Origin of the sequence: Vitiosangium sp. GDMCC 1.1324 (assembly GCF_003044305.1) — a bacterium.
Classification (GTDB): Bacteria; Myxococcota; Myxococcia; order Myxococcales; family Myxococcaceae; genus Archangium.
In genome coordinates, this window is record NZ_PZOX01000031.1 from 31,379 (window position 1) to 58,179 (window position 26,801).

23 protein-coding genes are annotated in these 26,801 nt (G+C 68.8%); 11 read left to right on the forward strand and 12 right to left on the reverse strand.

Translation table 11 applies throughout. From position 1 onward, the window contains the following. Positions 1-34 precede the first annotated feature (34 nt). Positions 35-2,212, forward strand: a complete 2,178-nt coding sequence (locus tag DAT35_RS51565) for a 3-hydroxyacyl-CoA dehydrogenase NAD-binding domain-containing protein (protein ID WP_108076863.1) — start codon at positions 35-37, stop codon at positions 2,210-2,212. Between the two features lie 26 nt (positions 2,213-2,238). Beyond that, a complete protein-coding gene (locus DAT35_RS51570; protein ID WP_108076864.1) occupies positions 2,239-3,645 on the forward strand; it encodes an aldehyde dehydrogenase family protein in 1,407 nt (468 codons plus the stop codon). A 30-nt stretch (positions 3,646-3,675) separates the two neighbouring features. On the opposite strand, the gene DAT35_RS51575 is transcribed toward DAT35_RS51570, so the two are convergent. The 3 genes from DAT35_RS51575 to DAT35_RS51585 form a co-directional block, all read right to left on the reverse strand. Beyond that, positions 3,676-4,209, reverse strand: coding sequence for a DUF4334 domain-containing protein (locus DAT35_RS51575; RefSeq protein ID WP_108076865.1), 534 nt, complete (start codon positions 4,207-4,209; stop codon positions 3,676-3,678). Further along, positions 4,206-5,324 (reverse strand): NAD(P)-dependent alcohol dehydrogenase, encoded by a 1,119-nt coding sequence (locus DAT35_RS51580; RefSeq protein ID WP_108076866.1) that lies wholly within the window; start codon positions 5,322-5,324, stop codon positions 4,206-4,208. The genes DAT35_RS51575 and DAT35_RS51580 overlap by 4 nt, the downstream gene beginning before the upstream one ends. Positions 5,325-5,402: 78 nt before the next feature. Then, entirely contained in the window at positions 5,403-6,572 is a 1,170-nt protein-coding gene (locus DAT35_RS51585; RefSeq protein WP_158502230.1) for a pectin acetylesterase-family hydrolase, read from the reverse strand. A gap of 232 nt (positions 6,573-6,804) precedes the next feature. Between DAT35_RS51585 and DAT35_RS51590 the strand changes: the two genes are divergently transcribed. The 4 genes from DAT35_RS51590 to DAT35_RS51605 all read left to right on the forward strand — a co-directional run bounded on the left by DAT35_RS51590 (position 6,805) and on the right by DAT35_RS51605 (position 9,727). After that, positions 6,805-7,353 (forward strand): helix-turn-helix domain-containing protein, encoded by a 549-nt coding sequence (locus DAT35_RS51590; RefSeq protein WP_199243257.1) that lies wholly within the window; start codon positions 6,805-6,807, stop codon positions 7,351-7,353. A gap of 20 nt (positions 7,354-7,373) precedes the next feature. Next, complete coding sequence (locus DAT35_RS51595) at positions 7,374-7,868, forward strand: GNAT family N-acetyltransferase (protein ID WP_199243258.1); 495 nt, start codon at positions 7,374-7,376, stop codon at positions 7,866-7,868. A 189-nt stretch (positions 7,869-8,057) separates the two neighbouring features. After that, entirely contained in the window at positions 8,058-8,840 is a 783-nt protein-coding gene (locus tag DAT35_RS51600) for an alpha/beta fold hydrolase (protein WP_108076869.1), read from the forward strand. Between the two features lie 182 nt (positions 8,841-9,022). Continuing rightward, entirely contained in the window at positions 9,023-9,727 is a 705-nt protein-coding gene (locus DAT35_RS51605) for a hypothetical protein (protein ID WP_146210224.1), read from the forward strand. Between the two features lie 28 nt (positions 9,728-9,755). On the opposite strand, the gene DAT35_RS51610 is transcribed toward DAT35_RS51605, so the two are convergent. The 4 genes from DAT35_RS51610 to DAT35_RS51625 all read right to left on the reverse strand — a co-directional run bounded on the left by DAT35_RS51610 (position 9,756) and on the right by DAT35_RS51625 (position 13,804). Then, positions 9,756-10,295, reverse strand: coding sequence for a hypothetical protein (locus DAT35_RS51610; protein WP_108076871.1), 540 nt, complete (start codon positions 10,293-10,295; stop codon positions 9,756-9,758). 145 nt (positions 10,296-10,440) lie between these two features. Continuing rightward, complete coding sequence (locus tag DAT35_RS51615; RefSeq protein WP_108076872.1) at positions 10,441-11,532, reverse strand: peptidylprolyl isomerase; 1,092 nt, start codon at positions 11,530-11,532, stop codon at positions 10,441-10,443. A 94-nt stretch (positions 11,533-11,626) separates the two neighbouring features. Continuing rightward, positions 11,627-12,796, reverse strand: coding sequence for a hypothetical protein (locus DAT35_RS60300; RefSeq protein WP_199243259.1), 1,170 nt, complete (start codon positions 12,794-12,796; stop codon positions 11,627-11,629). Between the two features lie 306 nt (positions 12,797-13,102). Next, complete coding sequence (locus tag DAT35_RS51625) at positions 13,103-13,804, reverse strand: sigma-70 family RNA polymerase sigma factor (protein ID WP_158502231.1); 702 nt, start codon at positions 13,802-13,804, stop codon at positions 13,103-13,105. Positions 13,805-13,835: 31 nt separating this feature from the next. Here DAT35_RS51625 and DAT35_RS51630 point away from each other — a divergent pair, with 31 nt between their 5' ends. After that, positions 13,836-16,721: a serine/threonine-protein kinase gene (locus tag DAT35_RS51630; RefSeq protein WP_158502232.1), complete on the forward strand. Its 2,886-nt coding sequence runs from the start codon at positions 13,836-13,838 to the stop codon at positions 16,719-16,721. 31 nt (positions 16,722-16,752) lie between these two features. On the opposite strand, the gene thiE is transcribed toward DAT35_RS51630, so the two are convergent. From thiE to DAT35_RS51645, 3 genes are read right to left on the reverse strand one after another with little or no spacing between them, the layout of a single operon-like run. Beyond that, complete coding sequence (gene thiE, locus DAT35_RS51635; RefSeq protein WP_108076874.1) at positions 16,753-17,403, reverse strand: thiamine phosphate synthase; 651 nt, start codon at positions 17,401-17,403, stop codon at positions 16,753-16,755. Positions 17,404-17,416: 13 nt separating this feature from the next. After that, positions 17,417-18,235 (reverse strand): hydroxyethylthiazole kinase, encoded by an 819-nt coding sequence (thiM, locus tag DAT35_RS51640; RefSeq protein ID WP_108076875.1) that lies wholly within the window; start codon positions 18,233-18,235, stop codon positions 17,417-17,419. Between the two features lie 40 nt (positions 18,236-18,275). After that, complete coding sequence (locus DAT35_RS51645) at positions 18,276-19,244, reverse strand: D-2-hydroxyacid dehydrogenase (RefSeq protein ID WP_108076948.1); 969 nt, start codon at positions 19,242-19,244, stop codon at positions 18,276-18,278. A gap of 97 nt (positions 19,245-19,341) precedes the next feature. On the opposite strand from DAT35_RS51645, the gene DAT35_RS51650 reads away from it, so the two are divergent. Next, complete coding sequence (locus tag DAT35_RS51650; protein ID WP_108076876.1) at positions 19,342-20,178, forward strand: alpha/beta hydrolase; 837 nt, start codon at positions 19,342-19,344, stop codon at positions 20,176-20,178. 128 nt (positions 20,179-20,306) lie between these two features. Continuing rightward, positions 20,307-21,968, forward strand: coding sequence for a M14 family metallopeptidase (locus DAT35_RS51655; protein ID WP_108076877.1), 1,662 nt, complete (start codon positions 20,307-20,309; stop codon positions 21,966-21,968). Between the two features lie 60 nt (positions 21,969-22,028). Here the strand turns inward: DAT35_RS51655 and DAT35_RS51660 are convergent, their stop codons facing one another. Beyond that, positions 22,029-22,481: a hypothetical protein gene (locus DAT35_RS51660; RefSeq protein ID WP_108076878.1), complete on the reverse strand. Its 453-nt coding sequence runs from the start codon at positions 22,479-22,481 to the stop codon at positions 22,029-22,031. A gap of 161 nt (positions 22,482-22,642) precedes the next feature. Here DAT35_RS51660 and DAT35_RS51665 point away from each other — a divergent pair, with 161 nt between their 5' ends. Together DAT35_RS51665 and DAT35_RS51670 are read left to right on the forward strand one after the other, a co-directional pair. After that, positions 22,643-23,854: an ABC transporter substrate-binding protein gene (locus tag DAT35_RS51665; protein ID WP_108076879.1), complete on the forward strand. Its 1,212-nt coding sequence runs from the start codon at positions 22,643-22,645 to the stop codon at positions 23,852-23,854. Beyond that, the gene (locus DAT35_RS51670) at positions 23,838-25,835 is read left to right on the forward strand and encodes an ATP-binding protein (RefSeq protein WP_108076880.1); all 1,998 of its coding nucleotides are present in this window, start codon (positions 23,838-23,840) and stop codon (positions 25,833-25,835) included. Before DAT35_RS51665 ends, DAT35_RS51670 begins: the two co-directional genes overlap by 17 nt. 9 nt (positions 25,836-25,844) lie before the next feature. Here the strand turns inward: DAT35_RS51670 and DAT35_RS51675 are convergent, their stop codons facing one another. Then, on the reverse strand, positions 25,845-26,729 hold the full coding sequence (locus DAT35_RS51675) for a LysR substrate-binding domain-containing protein (protein ID WP_108076881.1): 885 nt from the start codon (positions 26,727-26,729) through the stop codon (positions 25,845-25,847). Positions 26,730-26,801 lie beyond the last annotated feature (72 nt).

The window sequence follows — 26,801 nt, forward strand, 5'->3', positions numbered from 1 at the left end:
CCCCCTCTTCTTACGACAACATTCGAGCGAACCCATGAGCGAGCAGAACACCATCCGCTGGGAGCGAGACGCCGACGGCATCGTGGTCTTGACGTTGGATGATCCGGGCCAGTCCGCCAACACGATGAACGCCGCATATGTGAAGTCCATGCGCGCGACCGTGGACCGTCTGGTCAAGGAGAAGGACACCGTCACGGGCGTCATCATCACCTCGGCGAAGAAGACATTCTTCGCGGGGGGCGATCTGAACGACTTGCGCAACGTGAAGAAGGACGAGGCGAAGCCGGTCTTCGAGCTCGGACTGGAGATCAAGGCGCAGCTGCGGGCGCTGGAGACCCTGGGCAAGCCCGTGGTCGCGGCCATCAACGGCGCGGCGCTCGGAGGCGGGCTCGAGATCGCGCTCGCGTGTCACCGGCGCATCATCGCCGACGTCAAGGGCGCGCAGGTCGGGCTGCCGGAGGTGACGCTCGGGCTGCTTCCCGGAGGCGGAGGCGTGGTGCGTACGGTGCGCATGCTCGGCATCGTGGACGCGCTGATGAAGGTCCTCCTCCAGGGCCAGCGTTACCGGCCGCAGGAGGCGAAGGAGATAGGCCTCGTGCACGAGGTGGTGGAGTCGGTGGACGCACTCCTGCCCGCGGCCAGGGCCTGGGTGAAGGCGAACCCCACGGCGCAGCAGCCGTGGGAGCAGAAGGGCTACAAGATTCCGGGCGGTACCCCGTCCTCGCCCTCGCTCGCGGCGAACCTGCCCGCGTTCCCCGCCAACCTGCGCAAGCAACTCAAGGGCGCGAACATGCCCGCGCCGCGCGCCATCATGGCGACGGCCGTCGAGAGCACGCAGGTGGACATCGACACCGCGTTCACCATCGAGTCGCGCTACTTCACCGAGCTCGTCACCGGCCAGGTCGCGAAGAACATGATTCAGGCGTTCTTCTTCGACATGCAGCACATCAGCTCGGGCGGCAACCGCCCCAAGGGCTTCCCGCAGCACACGGCGAAGAAGGTCGGTGTCCTCGGCGCCGGGATGATGGGCGCCGGCATTGCCTATGTGTGCGCCAAGGCCGGCATCGACGTGGTGCTCAAGGACGTGAGCCTCGCCTCCGCCGAGAAGGGCAAGCAGTACTCCGTCAAGCTGGTGGAGAAGGCCATCCAGAAGGGCCAGTCCACGAAGGAGAAGGGCGACGCGCTCCTCGCTCGAATCCAACCCGCCGCGGATGCCGCCGCGCTCGCGGGCTGTGACCTGGTCATCGAAGCGGTCTTCGAGGACGTGAAGCTCAAGCACCAGGTCTTCCAGGAGATTCAAGGCGTGGTCGCCCCGGACGCGGTGCTTGCTTCCAACACCTCGACCCTGCCCATCACCCTGCTCGCCGAGGGCGTGAAGCGGCCGGCCGACTTCGTCGGGATGCACTTCTTCTCCCCGGTGGACAAGATGCCGCTGCTCGAGCTCATCGCGGGCAAGACGACGAGCGACGCCACGCTGGCGAAGGCCATCGACATCGCGGTCCAGATTGGAAAGACGCCCATCGTCGTCAACGACAGCCGGGGCTTCTTCACCAGCCGGGTGATTGGCACGTTCCTCAACGAGGCCATCGCCATGGTGGGCGAGGGGATTTCGCCCGCCTCCATCGAGCAGGCGGGCCTCCAGGCGGGCTACCCCGCGGCTCCGCTCCAGCTGGTGGACGAGTTGACGTTGACCCTGCCGCGAAAGATCCGCCTCGAGACCAAGGCCGCCGCCGAGGCCGCTGGCCAGCCGTGGATGGACCATGGCAGCTACGCGGTCATGGACGCGATGATCGACCAGTACCAGCGCAAGGGCCGCTCCACCGGGGGTGGCTTCTATGACTACGTGGATGGCAAGCGCACGGGCCTCTGGTCGGGGCTCGCCCAGCACTACACCAAGCCCGGTTACACCATCCCCTTCGAGGACATGAAGGAGCGGATGCTGTTCGCCGAGGCCATCGACACGGTGAAGTGCTTCGACGAAGGCGTCCTCCGCTCCGCCGCCGACGCGAACGTGGGCTCCCTCCTCGGAATCGGCTTCCCGCCGTGGACGGGAGGCGTCGTGCAATACATCAACGGCTACGAAGGGCCTACCGGCACGGGGCCGCGCGGCTTCGTCATCCGCGCACGCGAGCTCGCGGAGCGCTACGGGAAGCACTTCCTGCCGCCCGCGTCGCTCGTCGCGAAGGCCGAAAGAGGCGAGCTCCTGAAGTAGCCCCCTCCCACTGAAGGAGAAGTCCCATGGCTCGGAGTCTCAGCAACCTCGCCGCCGTTCCGCCTTCGTTCGACACGAAGGCGCTCGTCGATAAACAGCGTGCCTATTTCGAGACCCGCGTCACGCTCCCGCTCCACTGGCGGCGGGCGCAGTTGCAGGCGCTCGACCGGGCGGCGCGCAAGTACGAGGCGGAGATTCTCGCCGCCCTCAAGTCGGACCTCTCGAAGAGCCCGGAGGAGGCCTACCTCACCGAAGTCGGGAACATCTACGGCGAGATCAAGAACGCGCTCAAGAACGTGAAGGCGTGGATGGAGCCGCGGCGGGGGTCGGCGCCTCTCATCATCCAGCCGGCGCGGGCCTACCAATACGCGGATCCGCTCGGCGTGACGCTCATCATCTCGCCCTGGAACTACCCCTACCAGTTGGCGATGGCGCCGCTCATCGGAGCACTCGCCGCGGGCTGCACGGCCGTGTTGAAACCCAGCGAGCTGTCACCCGCGACTTCGGGGGTGCTCAATCGGATGCTGGGCGAGGCCTTCCCGGCGGAAGTCGTCTCGGTCGTCGAGGGGGGCGCGGAGGTGAGCAAGGCGCTCCTCGCGGAGCGCTGGGACCTCATCTTCTTCACTGGTGGAACCCAGGTGGGCCGGGTGGTGGCCGAAGCCGCTGCCAGGCACCTCACGCCCACTGTTCTCGAGCTGGGAGGAAAGAGCCCCTGCATTATCGACAGGAGCGCGGACCTCGAGGTCACCGCGCGACGCATCGCCTGGGGCAAGTACGTCAACGCCGGACAGACATGCGTCGCGCCGGACTACGTGCTCATTCCTCCCGAGCTCAAGGGCCGCTTCATCGACCTGGTCCAGAAAGCCGTCAGAAGCTTCTACGGTGCCGATGCGCTCACGAGCGGCGACTATGGCCGCATCGTCAGTCATCGCCACTTCGAGCGCATCTCCGCGCTCGCGGCCGACGGTCAGATCGCCTTCGGCGGCGAGCGCGACGCGCCCAGCCGCTACTTCGCGCCCACCGTCATCACCGATGCACCGTTGTCGAGTCCGCTGATGCAGGAGGAGATCTTCGGTCCCCTGCTCCCGCTCGTCGACTGTCCGAGCATCGACGACGCCATCCGCTTCGTGCGCTCTCGTCCGAAGCCGCTCGCCCTCTACAGCTTCGCGCGCGACGCGGCGGTGAATGAGCGCGTCCTCAAGGAGACCTCGAGCGGCGGAGCGGTCACCAACGACGTGTGCGTCCACTTCGCCGCCGAGGGGCTTCCTTTCGGGGGCGTAGGCGAGTCTGGGGTTGGCGGCTATCACGGCCAGTCCAGCTTCGATGCCTTCAGTCACAAGAAGAGTGTGGTGAAGCGGCCCTTCGCGCTCGACATGAAGCTGCGCTACCCGCCCTATGGCGGGAAGCTCGGCCTCTTCAAGCGCTTCTTGTGAATGGGCAGCGGGGGTAGGGGGGCCTGGAACCTATGCGCCGTCCCTCACCGAAAGGGGAGGGACGCCGGAATCGCGGCGCAGGACGAAGAAGTACGGCACCGCCATTCCTCGCGCGTCCATCGCGCCGAGCACCGTGTCCGCGTCGACCTTCCGGAACACGTCGAGGGTGGGCCGGTCATCGTAGATCATCGTCGCGCTGAGCTTCCCGCGGTACTCCGTCATGCGCAGCCGCGCCTTGAACTTCCCGGTCTCCACATCGGCCCGGTGCGGGCCCACGAAGCCTCGAATCCCCGGCGACGGCCACTTGCGTGGATCCACCGGGAACACCGACGCGCGGTCCTCCGTGAAGAACAGCAGCGGGTGCACGCTCTCGGTGTCGATGAACTGCTTGCCGTACCAGCCGGTCGCGCTGAGCATTCCGTCCATCGGGTGTCCCGTCTGGAGCTCGCTGCCCTTCCACCTGCCGCTCATGAAGGCGAGCTCCACCGTGGGCAGGCTGTCGAACAGCGAGAGCGCTGCTTCGGTGCTGAGCTTCCCTGCCTTCACTGCTTCGTCGAACGTCATGGCGTCCTTCCACCGTGCATGTGCAGCACCGGCTTGATTGCCGTGCGCGTCTCCATGTCGTGAACCGCGTCGTTGATGGCCTCGAAGGCGTAGGGGCGGCTCAGCTTCTCGATGGGAAACCGTCCTTCCGCGTGCAGGGAGACCAGGCGCGGAATGAAGGTCTTCGGGTCGGCATTCCCCTCCAGGATGCCCACCAGCTTCTTCCCAGAGAGGAGCGGGGTCATCGGGAGCGAGACTTCCGCGCCGCGACCCGGCAGGCCGAGCAACGCGCAGGTGCCCAGGGGCCTCGTCACGTCGAACGCCTGACGCAGCACCTGGGGTGAGCCCACGCACTCCAGCGCGAAGTCCACGCCGCCCCGGGTTCGCTTCAGAATCGTCTTCGTGAGCTCGGGCTCGTGCGCCAGGAAGGTGTCGGTGGCGCCCAGTTCGCGCGCCAACTCGAGCCGCTCCGCGTTGATGTCCACGGCGATGATGCGCGCCGCGCCGGCGACTCGCGCCGCCATGATGGCCGCGAGGCCAACGGCGCCCGCTCCGTACACCGCGAGCTGCTGCCCGGCTTCGAGCCGGAACGCCTCGAGCACCGCGCCCGCGCCGGTCTGGAACCCGCAGCCCAGCGGCGCGAGCAGCTCGAGCGGCGCGGACGCGTCGACCTTCACCGCGTTGTGCTGGTGCGCCAGCACGTGCGTGGCGAACGAGGACTGGTGGAAGAAGCTGGAGCGAATCGGCTCACCGTGCCACCGCATGGGGAAGGAGCCATCCGGCCTGGCACCGGAGAAGTTCCCCGCGTACCCGTGCTCGCAATACGCGGGATGGCGGCGTGCGCACGTGCCACACGCGCGGCACGAGAAGTAGCTGAGCACCACCGCGTCGCCGGGCGCGAAGTCCGTCACGCCGTCACCCACGGCCTCCACGATGCCCGCGCCTTCGTGGCCGAGCACGGCGGGGAGGGGGAAGCTGCCCGCGCCCGCCCGGTAGGTGAGGTCGGTGTGACAGATGCCGCTCGCCGTCACCCGTACCCGCAGCTCGCCCGTCCGCGGCGAGTCGAGCTCTACTTCGTCGATGGCGAAGGGACCATTCGCCACCTGCAACACCGCGGCACGCACCGGAAGACTCATGGGGCCATATTATTGGCAACCTGCCAATAGTGCACTGCAATGTTCTCGGCCCCGCACCGGGAGGCTCCGCAAGAGCCGCTATGGCTGCTCGATGCGCTGGAGCATCGAGTTGCACGGGTCGCGGTACCAGGCTCCGATGGCGGCCGGCAGCAGCGTGCCATTGACGATGGAGGCATTCCACTCGTCGGTGTCGTTGATGACGCCGTGTTCGGTGTCGAGCGGCGCGAAGACGGCCACCTGTTGGAGACCGGACAGCCGCGCACGCATGCTCTCCGTGAAGCGCTGCCGGTAGGCATTGGCGTTCGCGTCGTTCTCGCTCGGGGGAATCAGTCCCTTGAGCTGCACGCCATCCGCCTGGGACTGGCGGATGAAGAGGGGGCTCGAGATGTACCCGCCGCCGATGACCTTCTCCGGGCTGCGGCACATCAGCTTGGAGGTGGCGTCGGTCGCGGCCGCCTCACAGCTCCAATCGCCTCGGGCAGCCCACACCGTCGCCGTGGTCGCCAGCTCCTGCTCGCGGGTGGTGGGAATCGCGGTGCTCTCGCTGTGGGTGTCGAGGTCATACGCCGGGTAGTCGATGATGAAGCCCGCATCCATCAGTGCGACGAAGCGGACCGAGGCGGGCAGACGGGCATGGACGGCATCGACGTTGTTCATGACCCCGACGCCTCCCGCGGACGAGCCCAGGAGGAAGACCTCTTCCGCGCTGCTGAACCCCTGCGACTGGAGCTCGGTGAAGACGGCCTCGAGGATGCGGCGCCCTCGGAAGTGCCAGCGCGCCAGGTCTCCCGTGGGGAGCTGGTCATTCCCCGCGCGATCTCCGGACCACGAGTCACTCGAGCAGTAGATGAGCTGCACGAAATTCGCGTCGTAGAAGTCGGGGTTCTCGCCCGGCAGCGGTGACTTGATGCCCTCGAGCGGAGTGGTGAACGGCTGGTGATCCACGGGGTCTCCACTCGACATGAGGGAGCGCTGCTTCTTGTATCGCTCCTGGCAGTCGGCGGCCGTGCTGCAACTGCCGCCCCCCTCGAGATAGATGAGCCACCGCTTCGCGCCCGCGCCGACGCCGGGGCGGAAGAGGTAGGTCGCAGGGGTGCCGTCATTGCAGATGGCGAGCGGGTACACGGACTTGGGCACGACCCGCACCGTCACGTCATTCGTCACCGTCGAGGTATGGGTCAACTGCACGGGGGGAACAGCACACTGGGCGGTGCCGCTGACGCTCTCCTGGGCCGACACGGAGGTCACTGTTTGGTCATCGGGCCCGCCTGGTGAGAGCGAGCCAGAGCCACAGGCGCACAGACAGATTGCGCTCGAGAGGGCGAGCAGGTGAAGGGGGTTGGACGAGAAGCGGTGCACTGAGGAGGCTCCTGGAAAAAGGGATACGCCTGAGAACACGAGAGCCCTGGATTGGTTGCGCCGGTCCGTTGCGCTTGATTCGTCTCGAATTTGAGATATTCTCTCAAATGTGGGAGACGACTTGGAAGACAGGCTGGTGCAGCGGCTGGCGGCATTGCGTGAAGAGCGCGGGATGTCGCTGGAGGCACTGGCCACGGCAAGCGGTATCAGCCGCGCCACCTTGTCGCGGCTGGAGCGTGGCGAAACCAGTCCGACGGCCGCGCTGCTGGGCAAGCTGTGCTCTGTGTACGGCATGCCGATGTCGCGCCTGATCGCAGAGGTCGAGGTGCAACCCGCGCAGCTGATCCGCGCCGCGGAGCAGGCGGAGTGGAAGGATCCGGCCACCGGCTTCCGCCGCCGCATGGTGTCGCCGCCTGCCAAGGGCTTCCGCGTCGAGCTGGTCGAGGGACGTCTGCCTCCGGGCGCCGTGATCGATTACGAGCAGCCACCCGTGCGCGGCCTGGAGCAGCACATGTGGATGCTGGGCGGCGTGCTCGAATACACCGTAGATGGCGTGCGGCACCGCCTGCAGCGTGGCGACTGCCTGCGTTTCCACTTGTTCGGCGCCACGCGCTTTGTGTGTCCCGGGCCGGCAGAGGCCCATTACCTGATTGCGATATGCGAGCCATAGACGAACTGGACGGTGCGGGCTTGCGCGCCGAAGCGGACGCACTGGCGGAAGTGCTGCGCGACTGCGTGCTGAACGGCGCGAGCGTCGGCTTCGTGCTGCCGTTCCCGCACGAAGAGGCGCGGGCCTTCTGGCTTGGCCTGGTGCCGTCGCTGGAGCGCGGCGAACGCAGGCTGTTCGTGATGCGCGACAGCTCAGGCGTGGTGTGCGGCACGGTGCAGTTGGTGCTGTCCGGAATGCCGAACGGTGCGCACCGTGCGGAGATCTCCAAGATGCTCGTCCATTCGCGCGCCCGGCGTCAGGGCATCGCGCAGGCGCTGATGCTGCATGCCGAGTCTCATGCGCGCGAGCTGGGGCGCACGCTGCTGGTGCTCGATACCTGCACCGGCTACGAAGCCGAGAAGATGTACGCCAGGTTGGGCTTCAAGCTGTGCGGCACGATCCCGAACTATGCGGCGATGCCGGATGGGTCGCTGGGGTCGACCAGCGTGATGTACAAGCCCCTCGCGCCCGCGTAGCGCCACGGCAGATGCGGCGGGGCACGTGCCAGCGGCCGTGCTGTACCTGTTCGAGACGGGGCCGCGCACTCTGTTCGGCAGTGGGCGCGAGACGCCCGGCCGCAGCGCGTTCCAGGGGGGAGTCGGTCAGACTTGGGAGAAAGGCCCTGGAGTGGGCAGTGCCCGTTCCGGGGGCCGGGAGCCAGACCGATGAAGCGCAAGGACCCGACGACGGTGGCCGTCCCCGGACCCGCTGGGCGGCTGATGGCGACGGAGGAGGGCCTCGGCGGTGTGCCCGTCCTCTTCGTGCATGATCTCGCCGGTGACCGGACGCACTGGACCGAGACGCAACATGGCCTCGCGACCCGCAGCGTCGCGTTCGACCTGCGCGGGCTGGGCGAGAGCGGTGGTGCCCACGGCCCCTTCGGCGTGGAGGCTGGAGTGGAGGATGTCGCCGCCGTGGCCGACGCGCTGCTGCCCCAGCAGTTCGTCCTGGTAGGCCATGGCTTCGGGGCCGCGGTGGCCGGCGCCTTCGCCTCGTACTTCCCCGAGCGGCTCGCCGGGCTGCTCTATGTCGAGGCGGCGGGAGACATGCGCCGCTGGACGAAGTCCGACGCGGAGGCATGGCTCGAGAACTTCAGCCCGGCGAAGTACGGCGCCTTCCACGAGCACTGGTTGGCGCCGCTGCTCCTCGAGGCCCGGGAGAAGACGCGCACGCTCGTGATGAAGACGCTGCGCACCTCGCGACGGGAGGTCATCGCCGGAAACCTGGAGTCGCTCTTCGGCTACGACCCGGGCGAGGCCTTCGAGCGTTTCACCGGGCCCACCCACGCGCTGGCGGCGGCCACCGGCTCGGAGACGCTGGTGGCCCAGCGGCCCACGCTCTCCCACTCCGTGGTGCCGCACGCGAGCCACTGGCCCATGCTGGACTCGCCGCAGTGGTTCCACACCGAGCTGGTCCACTTCCTGGGCCGCTGCAAGCCCGGGCACTGAGCCGCTCCCCGGCCCGGGGTGTCGGGTGGAGGACATCCTCCCCGTCTCGCGGGGGCCCCGCCCGGGGTCTCATTGCACTGCTGGACTGGCCAACACTTCCCTTCCGGGAACCCCATCCCTACCTCTTCGCCCCATCCACGGCAGCGGGACGCGAGACCTCGCCGCACGTGAGGGAGGCGACCATGAGGGCAGTGCTGAAGCACATCCGCGTCCGGCAGTCCCGGTTCCAGGCTCACCCGCTGTTCGACGAGCTCCGGCCGGATCGGCCCCTCGGGGAGATGCTGGCGTTCGCCCCGCGTCTGTCTTTCTGGGTGATGTGCTTCCAGGACGTGCTGCGCCTCAACGCCCAGCGGGTGAAGGATCCGGAGCTCGCCCGGCTCATGCGCCGCCACCGCGCCGAGGAGCGTGGTCATGACCACTGGTTCTTCGAGGACCTCGCCCTGTTGACGGGGCGCTCCCTGACGCTCGACGAGCCCTGGGACCTGGCACACGAGTGCACCCGGGATGCGAGCTATGCCCTCCTCGCCGAGGTGCTCCGTCCGATGGATGACCGGCTGCGGGTGGTGCTGGTGCTGGCGCTGGAGTCCACCAGTCATACCTTCTTCAGCCGTGTCTCCTCCGTCACCCAGGCGCTCGGTGCCGGCAAGCGTCTCAAGTACTTCTCCGGCCACCACATGGAGGCCGAGGAGCAGCACGAGGTCTTCGAGGCGCAGATGGAGGCGATGTTGAACGGCATCGAGCTCTCACCGGCGCTGCGGGCCGAGGCCCTCGGGCTGGTGGACCGCGTCTACGCCGCCTTCCATTCCATGTTTGACGGGCTGTGCGCCGGGCCTGGCGCGCACCTTGCCGCCGTGTCGGGCAGGGCGATGCTCTCCACACACGCCTGAGCCCAGGCCCTCCGCCAGGGCCACCCGTTCACCACTTGAGCTGATAGGTGCAGGCCTCGGCTCCCGTGGACCGGCAGCCCGAGCCGTCGTGCTCGATGCGCAGCAGGATGGAGCCCTTGGGCTTGAAGCGCTTGTAGAGGGCTTCCAGCAGGCCCAGGTCGAACTCGCACGGATAGGGGTTGTCACACACCATGCGTGCGGTGCGCTCCGTTTCGGGGTGGTAGTGGTAGCCGCCGATGTCCCCGGTGCCCCGGTGGTTCAACCGGTAGGCCGCGTCGAGCCCGGCGAGCGCCGACGTGAACGAGTGGATGCCGGGAGGGAAGACGGCATTCTCGGGCACGGCATGGCCGATGGCGCGGGTGGTGTGAGGCCCCACCTGCTTGAGGATGTCCTCGAAGCTGTCGAGGACGCTCGGCAGGGGATACCACTTCTCCGGCTCGAGCGGCTCAATCCCATGGGCGGCCAGCACCCGGTGCGCCTTGAACTCGAAGAACTCCATTGCGTTGAGGAGGGCCTGGACACTTCTTCCGTACACCTCGACCTGATCCGAACGCGTACTGCGAGCCATCGCGGTTCCTTTCTGGCTGGCGCGCCGTACTCAAACACGCGACGCATCCACCCTCAAGCCACCGCTTGTCTGTCCGCTGGGAAGAGCCGCGGCCCGGGCTGTTCCACCGGGAAGTCCCTACGCCGCCGTAGCGGCGCCGGCCGCGTCATCCGACGGTGACCTCCACCTTCGAGAGGACATGGTCCAGCGTCGCCGCGTGCATGACGAGGTTCTCGAATCGCTGAAGCACCGTGGGGCTGGTGTCGAACAGCTTCTCCAACTCCTCGGAGGACACCTCCGTGCTCCCGGTGATGGCATCGTGGAACGCCTCCGCGTCCTCGAAGGTGGGCCGGACCTCGTCCCGCTCGGCGATGGCCTGGAGCGCCAGCGCCCCTCTCAGCCGCCACTCGGCGTCGAGCCGCGTGGCGATATCGGTCCGCCAGCCATCCCACGCCTCGTCCAGCTCCTCGGGGGTGAAGCCCTTGCCGACGAGCACCGGGTACTCCACCACCGCCCATTGGTGGCGGATCTCCTCGTCGATCAGACCCTGGGACAGCGCCACGTGCGTCCGCTCGATGAGCGCATCCATCACCCGCTCCTGGAGCTCCCGCTGGGCCTCCGTCTCACGCTCCTCGAAGAGCTCCTCCGCCAGCCGCTGCAGGACGTCCTCGATCGTGGCTCCAGCGTCGAGCAGGGTGAGCAACTCCGGCGAGTCCGCCTCCAGGGGCGTCACCTCGTGCGCTGCCTTCACGTCGACGATGAACCGGGCGGTGGCGCCTCGCAGGGAGGCGACGGCATACGTCTCCGGGAGAACCAGCTCCACTCCGATGGAGAGGCCTACCGTGGCTCCGACCAGCGCCTCGAAGAAGCCGGGGAGGAGTGGCTCGGGCGCCACTTCCACCGACCAGTCCGTGCGGACGGAGAAGGGGATGAGCCTGCCGTCGGCGTAGCCCAGGACGTCCAGCAGCACGTCGTCTCCCTCCGCCACCTCCTCTCCGGGCGTGCGCTCCCGGCGTGGCGCGCGTTCGCGGCACAGCGCATCGAAGCGCTCCATGATGTCGTCTTCCGTGACGGGCGCGGGGGCGGGGACCGCCACGGAGAGGCCCTCCAGGGAGGGGGCCTGGATGGAGGGGAGCCGGATCGCGGCGGTGCCGTCCAGCGCGAGGGCGCCAGTGGAGCGCTTCAACAACATCAGGCCCTGGAGGTCGCCCAGGGAGTACTCCGCACCGGCAGCGGAGGCGTCAGGTTGCGTCGGCATGGGACTTCCTTCCTGAATCGTGAGGACGTGCGGCTCGTGCGCCGGAAGCAGGGACCGGCCCTCATCGGACCCGTCCCCGCCTCATTCGGGACGCTCACCAGAACTTGAGCTTCTTGAGCGCCTTCTTCGCGCCATCGGCGATCTTCTTCGGACCGACGGCCCCCACGATGCTCGACACCGTGGAGATGGCTCCACCCACCTGGGAGACGACGGGGATGTTCGTCGCCGCCAGGACCGAGCCCGCCGCGGTGATACCCGCGGTGACCTTCTTGCCCACGGACGCGTTCTTGTCGCGCATCGTCGAGACGAACGCGGCGGTGTCGGCAGCGGCGATGGCGACGTTGGCTCCGGGGACGAAGCGGCCACCCGCCTTGCTCGCTAGCTTCGCGGCCTTGAGCCCACCGGTCGCCATCTTCTTCGAGACGCCGCCGGCGACGGCGCGTTTCATCCGCGAATCGGCGATGTGCTTGAGGTCCCGGACCGACACGTCACTGCCCGCCCGGAGGTACTTCTGGGCCATCGCCTTCGCCGTGCCGGAGGCCTTCGTCCGGATGGTGTGCCGGTTGTGCGCGGCCGTATCCCCGGCCACGTTCAGCTGCCGCGAGCCCACCTGACGGTCGATGGCGTTACGGAAGCCCTTCGTCACGTCCTTCACCTGCTTCCGGGCCTCTCGAAGCTCCGCGAAGCCCTTCGCGGTGTTAAGGCCCACGGACGCGAAGCTGGCGGTCGAGCCCAGGGCCTTGTTGGCGCGCTCCTTGTTCCACCCCTGGCGGAAGCCCGCGCGCACGTCGCTGATCATCGAGGCCCCGGCGAACGGAAGCTGGACGGCGCCGAGTCCGCCACCCAGGCCCGAGGAGAAACGCGTGAATCGGGTGTTGCGCGCCGTGACCGTCTGGCGGGGCTTGTTGTTGACGAGCGGGAGGTTCCAGTCGCCGAACTTGAGCTTCTCCGTTCGCACGTCGCGGCCGCCCTTCGCGATCATCCCAAGGTCGGCGAAGCTCTTCACGCCGTTGGCGCGGAGGCCATTCCCGTCGTTCTTGTCCGCCAGGCGGTCGATGGCGTCCTTCTTGGGCTCTTTCTTGGGCGCGGCCTTCGCCTTCGCCGGATCCCTGCGTGCGTCGTAGGCGTCCATGGCCCTCTGCTTCGCCGCCTGGGCCGCCACCGTCAGGGCGGAGGGCTTCGGCGGGGACTTGGGCTTGGGCTTCGACTCGGCCTTCTTGACAGGCTTGTGGATCTTCCTGGGGGCATCCAAGACGGGTCGCATGAGAGGCTCCGGGGGGGAGAGGTGATTTCGAAATGGATTGTCGCTTGTCGGGATTTTGAGTTGCGTAAATCCTCTCAATCCCAAGCAGCTCCACCTGGGCAGCTCATCAAAGACAATGCAAAGCCATACACTCGCGCCCGGGTACTTCCGGAAGGGGCGTGAGCGCTCGGTGCGCGGAGAGCTGTGGGGACCTCGATTCCAGGACACACGTAGGGCCCGGGTGGCGCATTTCGGCCGGAATAATTCCCGGGCCGCGTGCCAACCCCATGGAATCAGGGCACTTCTGGTGTCCGGCGCGGCCCTCCGTCAGGAGGAAGTCGGGTCGCGCATGGCGGAGCGGATGCTCAGGTCGAGCTGGCTCTGGAGCTCGAGCAGGAGGCTGCCGAGCGCGGGCGTGTCCACGCCGATGCGGGCCGCGAGGCGCACGCGGACCTCGTCGCGCAGCCACTCGCGGGACTGGGCGAGCCAGCGCTTCACCGTGGAGCGGTCCACCCGGTAGACGCGGGCAATCTGCGCCGTCCCCAGGCCGTCCACCAGGTGCAGCCGCAGCAGGGTCCGGCCCCGGGGCTCCAGGTCCTTCAGCGCCTCCTGGAACACCTCGGTGAAGTCCTTGCGGTAGCGCTCCTTGATGAAGCGCCGGTCGGCCTCGTCGAGGGGCGCGGCGGCCTCCTCGAGCCGGGTGTCGTCCAGGTCGAACGACAGCTTCCGCTCGCGCATCATGTTCAGGGCGGTGCGCAGGGCGGCCACGCGGAGCCAAGCCAGCAGCGAGCCCTGCCCGCTGTAGTCAGCGATGCGCGGGGGCCGCTCTCCGCTGGGGAGGAAGAGCTTCACGCGCAGGAGCTGGAGGGCCTCGTCCGCCGTGGCCACGTCCAGCCCCCGCTGCACCAGGGCCTTGCGGAGCGAGGGGACGAAGCGCACCTCGAACTCCGCGAGCGCCTCCGCCTCTCCCCGCGCGCATGCGTGCGAGAAGGCCCGCTCTTCCTGGTGGTTCGTGTCGCTCTTCGTCATGGCCGCCCGCGTCGGATATTGTATTCCTGGCATGGACTGCTTCGACACGCGACAACTCTTCGCCTTCGCACAAGGTGAGCTGGACGCCGAAGCCGCCGGGTCGGTGGAGAAGCACCTTGATTTCTGCTCCGTCTGTCGAGCGCTCATGGCGGAAGCCGCACGCTCGAGCGGCGGCCCGGAGTCCCAGCACTCCGAGTCCGGGCAGCCAGCGGGAGGGCCGGTGCACCCCTTGCTCGCGCGGGGCTCCCTGCTGGGGCGCTATGTGGTGCTCGACCGCATCGGGGCGGGAGGCATGGGCGTCGTCCATGCCGCGTACGACCCCGAGCTGGACAGGCGCGTCGCGCTCAAGCTGATCCGCATCGACTCGACGAGTCCCGCACGGCGGGAGCAGGCGCAGGCCCGGCTGTTGCGGGAGGCCCAGGCCACCGCCCGCGTCGTCCACCCCAACGTCATCACGATTCACGACGTGGGCCGGTTCGGCGAGCACGTGTTCCTGGCCATGGAGCTCGTGGATGGCACCACCCTCCGCGCGCACATGGCGCCCCTCAAGGAGCGGCGGGACTGGCGCGAGGTGCTGGGGCTGTTCCTCCAGGCGGGACGGGGGCTCGCTGCGGCACATGCGCAGGGGCTCGTCCACCGCGACTTCAAGCCCGACAACGTCCTGGTGGGCCGGGATGGGCGCGCCCGCATCACCGATTTCGGCCTCGCGCGCACCGCCGAGGACCTGAGTGGTCCCCACGAGTCCGCGCCCCCGCTGGCCTCGGGGGACCTCCACGAGGCATCACTCACGCGCTCGGGCGTGGTGCTGGGCACGCCGGCGTACATGGCCCCCGAGCAGAAGCGCGGGGAGCTGTCCGATGCTCGGAGCGACCAGTACAGCTACTGCGTCGCGCTCTACGAGGCGTTGTATGGGAAGCGCCCCTTCACCCCGGGCTCGGCCGTCCCGCCGCGCCCCCCGCGTGAGTCCGGAGTTCCGGCCTGGGTGCATCGGGCCATCCTCCAGGGGCTCTCGGAGTCACCGCAAGCGCGCCACGCCTCCATGGACGCGCTCCTCCGGCGGCTCAGCGACGCGCCGGGTGCGACGTGGCGCCGGGTGGGCATGGCCGCCGCCGCGGGCCTGGTGCTCGTCGCGGGGGGAGCGGCGCTGCATCGGTCCACGTCGGGAGACCCCTGCGGAGGGAGTGAGCAGTCGCTCGTCGGCGTCTGGGACGCGCCCCGGAAGAGCACGGTCCAGGCCGCCTTCACGGCGAGCCCGCTTCCCTTCGCGGCGAGTGCATGGCGCGAGGTGGAGCGCACGTTGGACTCCTACTCGCGGGACTGGGTGGAGGCGAGCCACGAGGCGTGTGTCGCCACGCGCGTGAAGGGCCACCAGCCGGAGCGGCTCCTCGATCGGCGTGTCATCTGCCTGGACCAGCGGCTCAAGGACCTGTCGGCCGTGGTCGACACGCTGGCGGCGGCGGATGCCGATGTCATCCAGAACGCGGTGCGCGCGGCCCATGGTCTGGAGAGCCTGGCTCCCTGCTCGGACATCTCGACGCTCGCCTCGCCGGAGCCGCCCTCCTCGGAGGAGGGGACGCGGCGCCGGATGGAGGAGCTTCGCGTGCGGCGCGCCGCGGTGCGGGCGAAGCTGAACGCCGGTCAGGTGAAGCCCGCGCTGGAGCTCGCCACGGCGGTGGCCCGGGAGGCCCACGACGTGGGCTATGAGCCGCTGGAGGCCGAGATCCTCGACCTCCTGGCGGAGGCGCAGGGTCAGGCTCGTCAGCCCCGGGATGCCATCCGCACGCTGCACCGGGCCATCCAGGCCGCGGAGTCGAGCCGTCACGACCGGCAGGCCGCGGAGTCATGGGCCGGGCTGGTCCGCCTGCTCAGCTTCGTGGACGCGGGCCTGGATCCTGACGAGGAGACTCCGCGTCATGCGGCGGCTGCGCTGAAGCGCCTGGGTGGAGATGCCCGCATCGAGGCCATGCTCTCCCGGAATCTCGTCAGCCTCCACCGTGCCCGGGGCAGGCTGAACGAGGCACTGGCGGAGAGCCAGCGCGCGCTCGCGATGGCTCGGAAGACCTACGGCCCGGAGGAGCCGGAGCTCGCCACCGCCCTGCTCAGCGCCGGACAGATTCTCGGGCTCCTGGGCCGTCACGAGGAAGGACTGCCCTTCCTCCGGGAAGCGGAGTCCATCTACCGGAAGACGTACGGCCCGGAGCACCCCAACCTGGCGGTCGTCCTGGACTCCCTCGCCGTGCATGAGGTGCGGTCGGGCAACGCCGCGAGCGCGTTGGCGTACGCGGGCCAGGCCCTGGCCATCTTCCGGCGGGTCCATGGCGACGAGCACCTGATGACGGCGGGCACGCTCCACAACCAGGGCGGCATCCTGCTCGAGCTGGGCCGGGCGGAGGAGTCGTTCCGGACATTCGAGCGCGCGGCCCGGATTCGAGAGAAGCAGCTGGGGCCCGCGGACCCGAAGTTCGCGTCCTCCCTGTCCGGCATGGGGCGTGCGCTCGCGAAGCAGGAGCGCTACCGGGAGGCGGCCGAGTACCACCAACGCGCGGTGTCCATCCGGGAGAAGGCCCTGGGGCCGGAGAGTTTCCAGGTGGGCATCGACCTGCTGGGGCTGGGCGGAGACTTCGTGGGGATGAACGCGCCGGCCAAGGCGTGTGCCCCGCTGGAGCGCGCGGTGGCCATCTTCGAGCGTGAGGCGGCTGGGAAGGCGGATGAGAACCTGGCGGATGCGCGGTTCGCGCTCGCCCGGGCGCTCGCGAGCGAGCCGCGAGACCTGGAGAAGGCGCGCCAGCTCGCGGGCGTCGCCCTCGAGGACTACCGAAGACTCTCCCGGACGCGCGCCTCGGACATTCAGCAGGTCGAGCAGTGGCTGGCCGAACATGGCGGCTTCCCCCGCCGCCCCATCGCGTCGCAGCGGTGACGGGCTCCTGGCGCGGGGCGGCCTCGCTTCGCTACGTCCGGCGGTGGCGCCCCTCCCGGACGGCCCTGACGAGGGCGCTCGCGGCCACCTCACAGTCATCCGCGGAACAGATGGCGGACACCACCGAGACTCCGTCCGCCCCCGCGGCGATGACGTCCGCGGCGTTGTGGGTGGTGATGCCGCCGATGGCCACGACCGGCACGGGCAGCAGGCGCCGCAGCCGGGCGAGCTCTTCCAGCCCGAGGGCCGGGGTGGCATCCGCCTTGGAGCCGGTGGGGAAGATGGGACCCACGCCGGCGTAGTCCACCACCGCCGGGTCCAGCGTGGGCAGGTCTCCTGGCCCGGTGATGGACAGGCCCACCAGCGCACCGGGTCCCAGCAGACGTCTGGCCACTTCGGGCGGCAGGTCTCCCTGGCCCACGTGCACTCCGTCCGCCCCCAGAGCCAGCGCCAGGTCCACCCTGTCATTGACGATGAGCGGCACCCCGAGCGGCCGGAGCCGTTCGAGCAGGGCCCGGCCCAGCTCCAGCGTCTCGCGCGCCGAGGCCTCCTTCTCGCGCAACTGCACCACGGTCGCCCCACCGCGCACCGCGGAGAGCACCACGTCCACCAGCTCGCGCCCCCGTGACAGCAGGCGGTCGGTGACGAGGTAGACGGACAGGTCGGGCACACGGCGGGACATGGCGGAGGTCTCCTCAGCGCACGCGGGCGCGGGCCCGCACAGTGGCCTCGTCCAGGGTGTGGAGCACGTCCAACAGGTGCATCTGCAACGAGCCCGGCCCCTTGGACTGCTCGGCGGCGAGCTCCCCGGCCAGGCCCAGCACGACGAGGGCGCGCGCGGCGGCCAGCACCGCATCGGGCTCCACCGCCAGGAAGGCGCCCACGAGCGCGGACGCCGTGCACCCCATGCCCGTCACCCGGGCCATGAGCGGATGGCCGTTGTCCACCGCCACCACGCGGGAGCCATCGGTGACGTAGTCCGTCTTGCCCGTGACGGCCACCACGGTGCCCAGGCTGGAGGCCAGCCGCCGTGCTGCCTGGAGTGAGGCCTCGGAGGACTGGGTGCTGTCCACGCCTCGCGTGGCACCGGCCTCGCCCGCCACCGCGAGCACTTCCGAGGCGTTGCCGCGGATGACCGCCGGCGCCTGTCGCGCCAGCTCGGCCGCGGTGGTGGTGCGGTAGCGCGTGGCCCCGGCGCCCACCGGATCCAACACCCAGGGTACTCGAGACTGGCGCGCGGAGTGGATGGCCAGCCGCATGCCCTCCACCCAGTCCGGCGAGAGCGTGCCGATGTTCACCACCAGTGCCTGCGAGATCGCCGCGAAGTCCGCCACCTCCTCCCGTGCATGCACCATGGCGGGCGAGGCCCCCACGGCGAGCAGGGCGTTGGCCGTGTTGTTCATCACGACGTAGTTGGTGATGTTGTGCACGAGCGGCGAGCGCTCCCGCACCGCCTTCAGCGACTCCCACACGCCTGAGATCAGATCCACCGTGAGCTCCTCATGCCGGGCCATCTACCATTCTCTCTCCTCCGGACCCAGGGCCGGGTGCTGCTCAATAACCCGCCTCCTTGTCGACGATGTTCACCAGCGGCTCTCCTTTCTCGAAGCGGTCGAGGTTGCGCAGGAAGAGCGCCATGGCGTCATCCCTCCAGGTGGGCGTTTGATCGGCACAATGGGGTGAGAGCAGGACGTTCTCGAGCCTCCAGAAGGCATGCCCCGCCGGCAGCGGTTCGGTCTCGAAGACATCCAGTGCGGCCCCTCCGAGACGTCCTTCTTCCAGGGCCTTCACCAGCGCCACTTCGTCAACGGTGCTGCCGCGGCCGATGTTGATCAGCACGGAGTGCGGCTTCATGGCCCGCAGCTCCGCTTCACCCATCAGCCGATAGGTTCCGGGCGTGTGGGGCATGGCCAGGAGCAGGTAGTCCGAGGCGGCGATCATCTCCAGCCTCCGCTCGAGGGGAAACACCTCGTCCACGAGCGGATCCCCCTCGCTCAGCGATGGCCGGCGCCGGCAGGCCAGGATGCGCATGCCGAAGGGTCTGGCCCGTTCCGCGACGGCGCGGCCGATGTCTCCGTACCCGAGGATGCCCAGTGTCCGTCCACGGAGCTCCACGGGCATGAATTGGTCCCACCGTGCCTCGGCTTGCTGGCGCACCAGGCGGCGCAGCTCCTTGGCGAAGAACAACATGGCGGCCAGGGCGAACTCGCCGAGCGAACCGCTGTAGACCCCTCTGGAATTGGTGAGGGGAAGTGGACTGTGGATGAACTCCTCGAAGAGGAGATTCTCCACACCCGCGGAGAGGGCGTGGATCCATCGAAGGGCTCTGGCCCGTGGCAGCAGCGTGCGCAGCAGATCCCTCTTCGGCGCACCTATCAAGAGGACCTGGGCTCGTTCAATGGCCGGACCCAGGCGTTCCTCGGAGAGGCCGACGGTGACCGTGGTTCCCGGCGCCAGCCGCTCGAGGTGGTTCAGATAGGGCGATGTGGGCTCCGCCAGGACCAGGAGGTGCTCGACTTTCATGTGGCCGCCGAGCATATCAACCCCACCCGTACCGGCCGCTGCATGGACGAGTAACGTCTCACCCTCACGCGCCGGTGCTCCAAGAGGAAGGGTTGTGATGCGACTGTCGATCAATCTGGCTTGTCTGTTTCTGTTCGCCGTGCTCTCCACCGGAGGGAGCGCTGCCGCCGATGAACCGGTGCCAGCGCACCAGACGTTCACGCTCAAGTCCGCGACGCTCAAGGAGACCCGGCGCATCAACGTCTACACGCCGCCCGGCTACGATGCGGCCGGTGGCACGCGCTATCCGGTGCTGTACATGCCTGACGGCGGCTTGCAGGAGGACTTTCCGCACGTCGCCAGCGACATCGACACCGCGATCCGGGCCGGCGAGATGCGGCCGGTGATCGTGGTCGGCATCGAGAACACCGAGCGGCGGCGCGACACCACCGGGCCGACCTCCGTCGATGAGGACCGGAAGATTGCCCCGCGCGTTGGAGGCTCGGCCGCGTTCCGCGCCTTCATCCGCGACGAGCTGATGCCGCAGGTGCGCCGCCGCTACCGCGTGACGAACGAGACCGGCATCATCGGCGAGTCCCTCGTGGGTCTGTTCATCGTCGAGACCTTCTTCCTGGAGCCGAAGTTGTTCGACACGTACATCGCCCTCAGCCCGAGCCTGTGGTGGAACAACGAGGAACTGGTGCGCAAGGCGAGCGAACGTCTCAAGGCCCAGCCGGGGCTGCGCAACGGCCTGTACCTGTCGTCCGCGAACGAAGACAACATCGCCCCCGCGGCGGCACGCCTGGCGGACACGCTGCGCGCGAATGCGCCGGCAGGGCTGCGCTGGCAGTACGAGCCCCGGCCCGACCTGCGCCACGACAACATCTACCGCACGGTGTCGCCCCAGGTGCTACGCCGGTGGTTCGCGCCCGAGGGAAAGGGTCGCGGTCCGTAGGCCCGGCCAGGCTGAGCGCCGTGGGTCCAGAACCCTCTCGAGGCAGGGCACGGGTCAGGATAAATAGCTGGATAAACGGAAAAACTGGAATTATCCTGCGAGCCCTCCCTTGCAGTGGAGGATCCCCCATGCCGTCGCTTGCTACTGGAGTTCTCGCAGCTGCAGCGCTTGCCCTCTCTCCGCTCGCCGCTCAGGCAGGAGCCCCGTCAGAGGGCTCCGCGCCGTCCCGCCCGTCCGTCATCGTGGCCCGGGTGCCGTTCAAGTCCCGGGCGGACCTGGATCGGCTCGCGGAGAGACTGGATCTCAGTGCCGCGGTGGACCATGAGCGGAAGACCGTGGAAGCGGTGCTGTCGCCCGAGGAGTACGACGCGCTGGTGAAAGAGGGCCGCCGCGTGGAGCTCCTCGAGGAGCCGACGCGGAGCATGAACGCGTCTCGCGAGGGGCTCGTGTCCCTGGCGGGTGGCATCCCGGGCTACTCGTGCTACCGCACCGTGGATGAGAGCTACGCCGCCATGGCGCAGCTTCCCATCACCTACCCGAACCTCGCCTCGTGGAATGACATTGGCGACACCTGGGACAAGGTGACGGCCGGCGGCAAGCCGGGGGATGACATGCGGGTGCTGGTGCTGACGAACAAGTCGCGCCCGGGCCCCAAGCCGCGCTTCTTCCTGATGGGCGGCATCCACGCCCGCGAGTACACGACGGCGGAGCTGGCCACGCGCTTCGCCGAGCAGCTCGCGAGCCGCTACGGCACGGATGCCGACGCCACCTGGCTGCTCGACTACTACGAGCTGCACGTGGTGGTGCAGTCCAACCCGGATGGCCGCCGCGTGGCCGAGACGGGTGTGTCCAAGCGCAAGAACACCAACACCAACGAGGGCTCCTGCTCCACGGCGACGTACGGCGTGGACCTCAACCGCAACAGCAGCTTCGACTGGGGTGGCGCGGGCGCGAGCACCAGCGCGTGCAACGACACCTACCGCGGGCGCTCGGCGGCCTCCGAGCCGGAGACGCAGACGCTGGAGAACTACATCCTCTCCATCTTCCCGGATCAGCGCGGTCCTGGCGCCAACGATCCCGCCCCCGCGGATGCCTCGGGCCTGATGCTCAGCCTCCACAGCTATGGCGGCTACGTGCTCTATCCCTGGTCCGCGACCACGGCGGCACCGCCGAACGCCACCCAGCTGCGCACCCTGGGGCGCAAGTTCAACTACTTCAACGGTTACCAGGCGTGCCAGGTGAGCTTGTGCCTGTACTCGGCCTCGGGCTCCACGGATGCGTTCGCCTACGGGCAGCTCGGCGTCGCGGCGTTCACCTTCGAGATGGGCGGCGCCTTCTTCGAAAGCTGCACCACCTTCGAGAACACCATCGTCCCCAAGAACATGCCGGCCCTCTACTACGCCTTCAAGGCGGCGCGGCGGCCGTATCAGGTGGCGGCGGGCCCGGACTCGATCAACCTCGCGCTGTCAGCGGCCACCGTGACGCAGGGCACTCCGGTGACGCTCACGGCTCGGGCGGATGACACCCGCTACGGCACCAATGGAGGCACCGAGGCCTCGCAAGCCATCGCCGCCGCGCGCTACTCCATCGACGCGCCGTCGTGGGAATCGGGGACACCCACGTACGCCCTGAGCGCGGTGGACGGCGGCTTCAACAGCACGGCCGAGTCGGTGCAGGCCACGGTCTTCACCTCCGGGCTGGCTCCGGGCCGGCACACGCTCTTCGTGGAGAGCCAGGACGCCAGCGGCAACTGGGGCGTGCCCACCGCCATCTTCCTGAACGTGCAGTAGTTCGCTGTCCCCTCGAGCCCGGGGAGCTTCGCGAGAGGTTCCCCGGACGCGGCCGAGGGCTCAGCCCACCCGGCTGCTGGGAGCGGCGAGGTGCCGCCGGATGCGCTCGGCTTCGGCGAGGAATCCCGCCTCCCTCAGCTTGCCGGTCACGAAGTCCACGGCCGAGTCCATGTTGGAAACCGCGACGTGCGGCATGGGCGGTGGCTTGAGGTGGAAGACGAGGCTCATCGACAGGCGGAGGGGTGCCGTGGTCACGAGGACGGCATTGCCGAGGACCCGCTCGTGTAGCGCTGCGTCATGGGTGCGGATCCACTCCGCCAGCCGGCGGCACTGCGCGAGCGGGGGAAGGCCCGCCTGGCTCACGTCCGTGATGCACACGTACTTCTCCCCGCGCTCCAGATAGGCGCTCGAGCGGGTGAGGAACTGCTCGTACTGCGGTCCCGTCATCACTCCGGTGAAGCGAAAGACGATCAGCGGCCAGAGCGAATCGTCGAAGGTGAGGGTGGCGCTCATGACGGTTCGCGCACCTTAACAGCCGAGCCCCCGCCGGACACGACTCTCTCCCGGACGCGCGGAGCTCGGATTGTGTCCGTCGATCGTCAACTCCCTTTCGGGATTCGTTTCGAGGGTTCCCGCCGCGCTACGCTCGTTTCATCACGAGGTTCTCCCTGCCTATGTCCCATCACCTCCGGCGGTTCATCGGCACCATCGTCCCGCTGCTCCTGGTCCTGGCGGGTGCGTGGGCTCATGCGGCTCCGGCGCCCGAGCGGCCCACCTCCTCCGCTCGCTCGGACAGGCCGATGCGGGTGGTCCTCCTCAATGCCATGGGGCCGCCGGAGAATCCCTGGCTGCGCGACATCCTGGGCGTCATGCGGGCCGCCGCCCATGATCTCGGCATCCACTTCGTCGACTACAGCGCCGGGTCCGGGCAATGGCCGGGATCGCTCCTCGAATTGGCGCGCCAGGTGGTGGCCGCGCCCGACAAGCCCGACTACCTCATCATCTCCATCCATCGTGGCATCGGCGTGCGCGTCCTGGAGGTGGCCGAACAGGCCGGCATTCCGGTGTTCGTCATCAACTCCGGTCTTCCGCCCGCGGAGCAGGCCCGCTATGGGGGGCCGCGCCAGCACTTCAAGCAGTGGATTGGCCAGATGTTGCCGGATGACGAGGGGGCGGGTTACCAACTGGCCTCGCGCCTGATCGACGCGGCCACCGCGTCGCGCGGAGCCTCTCCGGACGCTCCGGTGCGGCTCGTCGCGCTCGAGGGCGCCCGGGGAGACATGTCCGCGACACTTCGTCTCGAGGGCTTGAACAGAGCCCTGGCTGAGCGGAAGAACGTCGAGCTCCTCCAGAGTGTCTCCGCTTCCTGGCTGCGCGATCTGGCCCAGCGCAAGACGACGCTCCTGCTGCGCCGCTTTCCGGAGGTCCAGGTCGTCTGGGCCTCCAACGATGACATGGCCCTGGGTGCTCTGCGGGCCTTGAAGGAGTCCGGCCGCCGTCCCGGCGTGGACGTGCTGCTGGGGGGCATCGACTGGATACCCGAGTCGCTCCAGGCCCTGCGCGAGGGCGAGCTGGTGACGAGCGTCGGCGGGCACTACCTGGAGGGGGCCTGGGCGCTGGTGCTCCTGTACGACTATCACCACGGCGTGGACTTCGCGTCCGAGCGGCTCAACTGGCGCTCGGAGATGGTTCCCCTCACCCGTGTCGACGTCGAGGCGTACCTCCGCTTCCGGGAGCCGGACTGGGAAGGGCTCGACTTCCGCGCCTTCTCGAAGGTGGCCAACCCCCGCTTGAAGCACTACGACTTCTCCATCAAGACCTTGTTCGCGCAGCGGCGAGGCCGCTCGCCGGACCGCCTCCCGGACACGCATGGACAGCAACCCTGAGCGGCCTGACCACGTGCCGTGGTGGTTTCCGGGCTCGCGGTGGTTCCGCGAGCGCAACCGGCTCGGCCGTCGGCTGCTCCTCGACATCATGCTCTTCAGCGCCATCGTCAGCCTCCTCGGCACGTTGGTGCAGCTCGTCACCGACTACCGGCGCGATATCCGGGCCCTCGAGGATCAGCTCGAGGAGATCCGCTCCAGCTATGCCCAGAGCCTCGCCTCCAGCCTCTGGTCGCTCGACGAGGCCCAGCTCCAGATTCAACTCCAGGGCATCACGACCCTGCGGGGCATCACGTACGCCCGCGTGGACAGCACGCTCGACACCCACTACGAGGCCGGTTCCGCTCCCAGCTCCTCGGCGTGGATGCTCACCCGCGACTTCCCGCTGTCCTACGAGTCGCTGCACCTCGGGACGCTCCGGGTGAGCGCCACCCAGAGGGAGATCCTCGCCCACCTGCGCAGCCGGGTGCTCGTCATCCTGGCCACCCAGGCGGCCAAGACCCTGCTCGTCGCCCTGTTCGTCCTGTTCATCTTCCAGCGCCTGGTGACCCAGCACCTGACGACCATGGCGGCCTACACGCGCGGCCTGGATGTGGGGCACCTGGACTCGCCGCTGGTGCTCCATCGTCAGGCGCCGAGAGGCGGCGGCCCCGACGAGCTCGACGAGGTGACCTCGGCCATCAACGAGATGCGTGAGTCCTTACGCAAGGAGCTGGGTGAGCGCCAGCGTGCCGAGATGGCTGCCGCCTTCCTGTCCGAGGCTGGCGAGGTCCTCCTGGAATCGCTCGACCTGGGGAAGGTGCTCCCGCGCATCGCCTCCCTGTGCGTGGGCTCCCTGGCCGACTGGTGCCTCATCGACCTGGTGGAGGACGGGGAGCTGCGCCGGGTCTGCGGCGCGCACGTGGACGCGGCGAAGGTGCCCCTGCTGGACGAGCTCCAACGCCGCTACCCTCCCGGAAAGGGCTCGGCGTCCCCGGTGGTCAAGGTCGTGCTCTCCAGCAAGCCGGTGCTGGAGCCTCGGGTTTCGGAGGCCAGTCTTCGTACGATGGTCAGGGACGACGAGCACTTCCGGCTCGCGTCGGCACTCGGCACCCAGAGTCTGCTGATCGTTCCGCTGGTGGCTCGAGGGCATGTGATGGGCTCGATCTCGCTCATCTCCGCGAAGCCGGAGCGCTATGGGCCCGCCGAGCTCTCGCTGGCCCAGGAGCTGGCGCGGCGCGCGGCCATCGCCATCGACAACGCGCGGCTCTACTGGCGGGCGGATCAGGCCATCCGGCTCCGGGAGACCTTCCTGTCCGTGGCCGCGCATGAGCTCCGCACGCCCCTGCTGCCGCTCCAGCTCCGATTGCAGAGCCTGCTGCGCAGGAGCCGGGGAGGTTCCCCCGTGGAGTTGTCCATGTTGCTGGGCGAGGTCGCCGCCGCGGAGCGGCAGACGAAGCAGTTGGGACAGTTGGTGGACGAGCTGCTGGACGTGTCCAACCTCAGCGTGGGCAACCCGTTGACGCTGCGCCGCGAGCGCGTGGAGCTGTGCGAGGTGGTGGCCGGCGTGCTCGACGAGATGAAGCGGCAGCTGGACGCGAGTGGCTCGGAGGTGAGGCAGGAGCTTCATGCTCCAGCCGTGGGCTCGTGGGACCGGCGCCGGCTGGAGCAGGTCGTGAAGGGCCTGCTGCGCAACGCGCTGAAGTTCGGCGAAGGCCGCCCGATCGACGTGAGTGTGAAGCCGCGGGATGGCTCGGTGCTCCTGGTGGTGAGGGACCGGGGCATTGGCATGTCCGAGCACGACAGGGCCCATGTCTTCGACCGCTTCAGCCGCGGAGTGTCGGAGCAGCACTATGGGGGGTTGGGGCTCGGGCTCTACCTCGCGCGGCAACTGGTGGAGGCCCACGGGGGGACCATCTTCGTCGAGAGCCGTCCGGGAGAGGGCTCCACGTTCACGGTGGTGCTGCCGGTGGAGGCGCCGTCTGCACAGGGCGCCCGAGCATGACATGAGCGCTCACCGGACCGCCTGCGCGAGCAGCCAATCGACGAAGGTCCGGGCCTCCGGCCGCAGCCGCCGGTGTGCCGGATAGACCACGTAATAGCTGTAACGCGTCGGCATGGCCGGCCCGGGCAACCGGATGAGGCGGCCGCCGGAGAGGTAGGGCTCGGCGATCTGCTCGCGTGCGAGCACGGCGCCGAGGTCATGCGTCGCGGCCTTCATCGCATCGGTGGTGTCGCTGAAGCTGTAGCGCTCCTCGAACCGCGCGCCGCGCACGCCAGCGGCGCGGAACCAGTCCTGCCAGCCCTGACGCGCGAGGTCCGCGATCAGCGGTAGCTTCGTGATGTCGGCTGCTTCGTGGACGTCGCCGATACCGGCCAACGTCGGCGAGGCCACGGGGAACATCGCGTCGTCCATCAGGTGGTGCGTGGTCACTCCCGGCCAATGGCCCTGGCCGTAGCGGATGCCGACGTCGGGGCCTCCTTCATCAAAGCGGGTCAGCGCCGCTTCCGTGTCGACATGGAGGAGGATATGAGGATTCGCGGCGGTGAAGCCCGGCAGGCGCGGCAGCAGCCAGGCGTAGGTCAGGGAGTGCAGGGTGGTGATGCGCACGCGAGCGCGCTCGTCACGCGCGGTGCGCAGTCCACGCAGGACTCCTTCCATGTCGGCCATCGCACTGCCGGCGGCATCGGCGAGCTGGCGGCCTTCCGCGGTCAGCGATACGCCCCGCGCGTGCCGCTGGAACAGGGCCACGCCGAGCCGCGCTTCCAGCTTGCGCACATGGTGGCTGACCGCGCTGGCGGTCAGATGCAGCTCTTCCGCCGCGTGGGCGAAGTTCTGGTGGCGGGCGGCGGATTCGAACGCCGCCAGGGCCGGGAGCCATTCCGTCCGATGGAGCATGGCGAGCCTCAAATCACACTTGTGGCTGACCGCAAAAGGATGCGCTTGTGAGGACAGCCCGGGTGGCGACAA

Excerpts from the sequence above, each read along its gene's own strand:
- DAT35_RS51575 (WP_108076865.1), bottom strand. The coding sequence starts at position 4,209 with ATGACGTTCGACGAAGCAGTGAAGGCAGGGAAGCTCAGCACCGAAGCA.
- DAT35_RS51675 (WP_108076881.1), bottom strand. The coding sequence starts at position 26,729 with ATGCTCCATCGGACGGAATGGCTCCCGGCCCTGGCGGCGTTCGAATCC.
- DAT35_RS51600 (WP_108076869.1), top strand. The coding sequence starts at position 8,058 with ATGAAGCGCAAGGACCCGACGACGGTGGCCGTCCCCGGACCCGCTGGG.
- DAT35_RS51580 (WP_108076866.1), bottom strand. The coding sequence starts at position 5,324 with ATGAGTCTTCCGGTGCGTGCCGCGGTGTTGCAGGTGGCGAATGGTCCC.
- DAT35_RS51570 (WP_108076864.1), top strand. The coding sequence starts at position 2,239 with ATGGCTCGGAGTCTCAGCAACCTCGCCGCCGTTCCGCCTTCGTTCGAC.
- thiM (WP_108076875.1), bottom strand. The coding sequence starts at position 18,235 with ATGGCCCGGCATGAGGAGCTCACGGTGGATCTGATCTCAGGCGTGTGG.
- DAT35_RS51605 (WP_146210224.1), top strand. The coding sequence starts at position 9,023 with ATGAGGGCAGTGCTGAAGCACATCCGCGTCCGGCAGTCCCGGTTCCAG.
- DAT35_RS51670 (WP_108076880.1), top strand. The coding sequence starts at position 23,838 with ATGGACAGCAACCCTGAGCGGCCTGACCACGTGCCGTGGTGGTTTCCG.
- DAT35_RS51655 (WP_108076877.1), top strand. The coding sequence starts at position 20,307 with ATGCCGTCGCTTGCTACTGGAGTTCTCGCAGCTGCAGCGCTTGCCCTC.
- DAT35_RS51630 (WP_158502232.1), top strand. The coding sequence starts at position 13,836 with ATGGACTGCTTCGACACGCGACAACTCTTCGCCTTCGCACAAGGTGAG.
- DAT35_RS51650 (WP_108076876.1), top strand. The coding sequence starts at position 19,342 with ATGCGACTGTCGATCAATCTGGCTTGTCTGTTTCTGTTCGCCGTGCTC.
- DAT35_RS51645 (WP_108076948.1), bottom strand. The coding sequence starts at position 19,244 with ATGAAAGTCGAGCACCTCCTGGTCCTGGCGGAGCCCACATCGCCCTAT.
- DAT35_RS51615 (WP_108076872.1), bottom strand. The coding sequence starts at position 11,532 with ATGCCGACGCAACCTGACGCCTCCGCTGCCGGTGCGGAGTACTCCCTG.
- DAT35_RS51610 (WP_108076871.1), bottom strand. The coding sequence starts at position 10,295 with ATGGCTCGCAGTACGCGTTCGGATCAGGTCGAGGTGTACGGAAGAAGT.
- thiE (WP_108076874.1), bottom strand. The coding sequence starts at position 17,403 with ATGTCCCGCCGTGTGCCCGACCTGTCCGTCTACCTCGTCACCGACCGC.
- DAT35_RS51665 (WP_108076879.1), top strand. The coding sequence starts at position 22,643 with ATGTCCCATCACCTCCGGCGGTTCATCGGCACCATCGTCCCGCTGCTC.
- DAT35_RS51625 (WP_158502231.1), bottom strand. The coding sequence starts at position 13,804 with ATGACGAAGAGCGACACGAACCACCAGGAAGAGCGGGCCTTCTCGCAC.
- DAT35_RS51660 (WP_108076878.1), bottom strand. The coding sequence starts at position 22,481 with ATGAGCGCCACCCTCACCTTCGACGATTCGCTCTGGCCGCTGATCGTC.
- DAT35_RS60300 (WP_199243259.1), bottom strand. The coding sequence starts at position 12,796 with ATGCGACCCGTCTTGGATGCCCCCAGGAAGATCCACAAGCCTGTCAAG.
- DAT35_RS51565 (WP_108076863.1), top strand. The coding sequence starts at position 35 with ATGAGCGAGCAGAACACCATCCGCTGGGAGCGAGACGCCGACGGCATC.